The 686-nt window shown below is 51.3% G+C and carries 1 protein-coding gene; it reads right to left on the bottom strand.

Features of this window, described 5'->3' with window-relative positions; all coding sequences use genetic code 11:
• Nucleotides 1–686, bottom strand: a 686-nt coding sequence (gene haoB / locus R2Q26_RS15325) for a hydroxylamine oxidation protein HaoB (RefSeq protein ID WP_317537085.1), incomplete at both ends; no start/stop codon positions are given.

Raw genomic sequence — 686 nt, 5'->3', positions numbered from 1 at the left:
TATACCCAGTATCCTCCTTGCTGGTAGACAAGTTGCGCAGCTTTTAGGTCAAGCGGCGGCGGCTTGTCAGTAAAGGGGAGCATCTGGGCAATGAGTGTGTTTGTACTTTGCTCGTCTGCTAAAAAGAATACCCGGATGTCGCGATCAGAGAGTGATTGCAGCGTATAGGTGCTGTAATTATGTTCTTTCATCTCGACTTTCATGTGGGTGATCAGTCCATGGATATTGCTTGTCAGGGCATAGTTTTTGTAGGCCACACCAAATTTGTCCGGGTGCAGTAGGCCTAATTTGTATAAATCAGAGACATGGATCACCAGATAGGCTTCCTGGCTGGGGCCAATCAATTCACGTAATTGGGCTACGCCTGCTTCGGGGGTCTGAACGAGCGCTTCGGTGAAACGTCGGAATTGTTTATGCTCTTCTTCTGCTGGTGCGCTATGCGCGATATTGCTTTCATAGGCGCGGATGGTGTCGCTTTGTTCCTGCCAGCGCGCGGGTATGATGAGCGGTTCATTGAGGTGCCCGTTAAATAAGGTGTTGCGCTCCGATAGTAAGCGTATTTGGCGGGAGGTGTCCCACCAGGCAAGGATGAGGGCGTTCGGGGAAGTATGTTTGCCTATCGCAGTGGCTAATGCGCTAAGCTCCGATGGTTTGCGTTCCAGTGCGATCAGTGGTTCGCCGGTGTG

Source organism: Nitrosomonas sp. Is37 (assembly GCF_033063275.1).
In the GTDB taxonomy this organism is placed as follows: domain Bacteria; phylum Pseudomonadota; class Gammaproteobacteria; order Burkholderiales; family Nitrosomonadaceae; genus Nitrosomonas.
The sequence above is the reverse complement of the archived record's forward strand: the minus strand, read 5'-3'. Positions and strand labels throughout refer to the sequence as shown.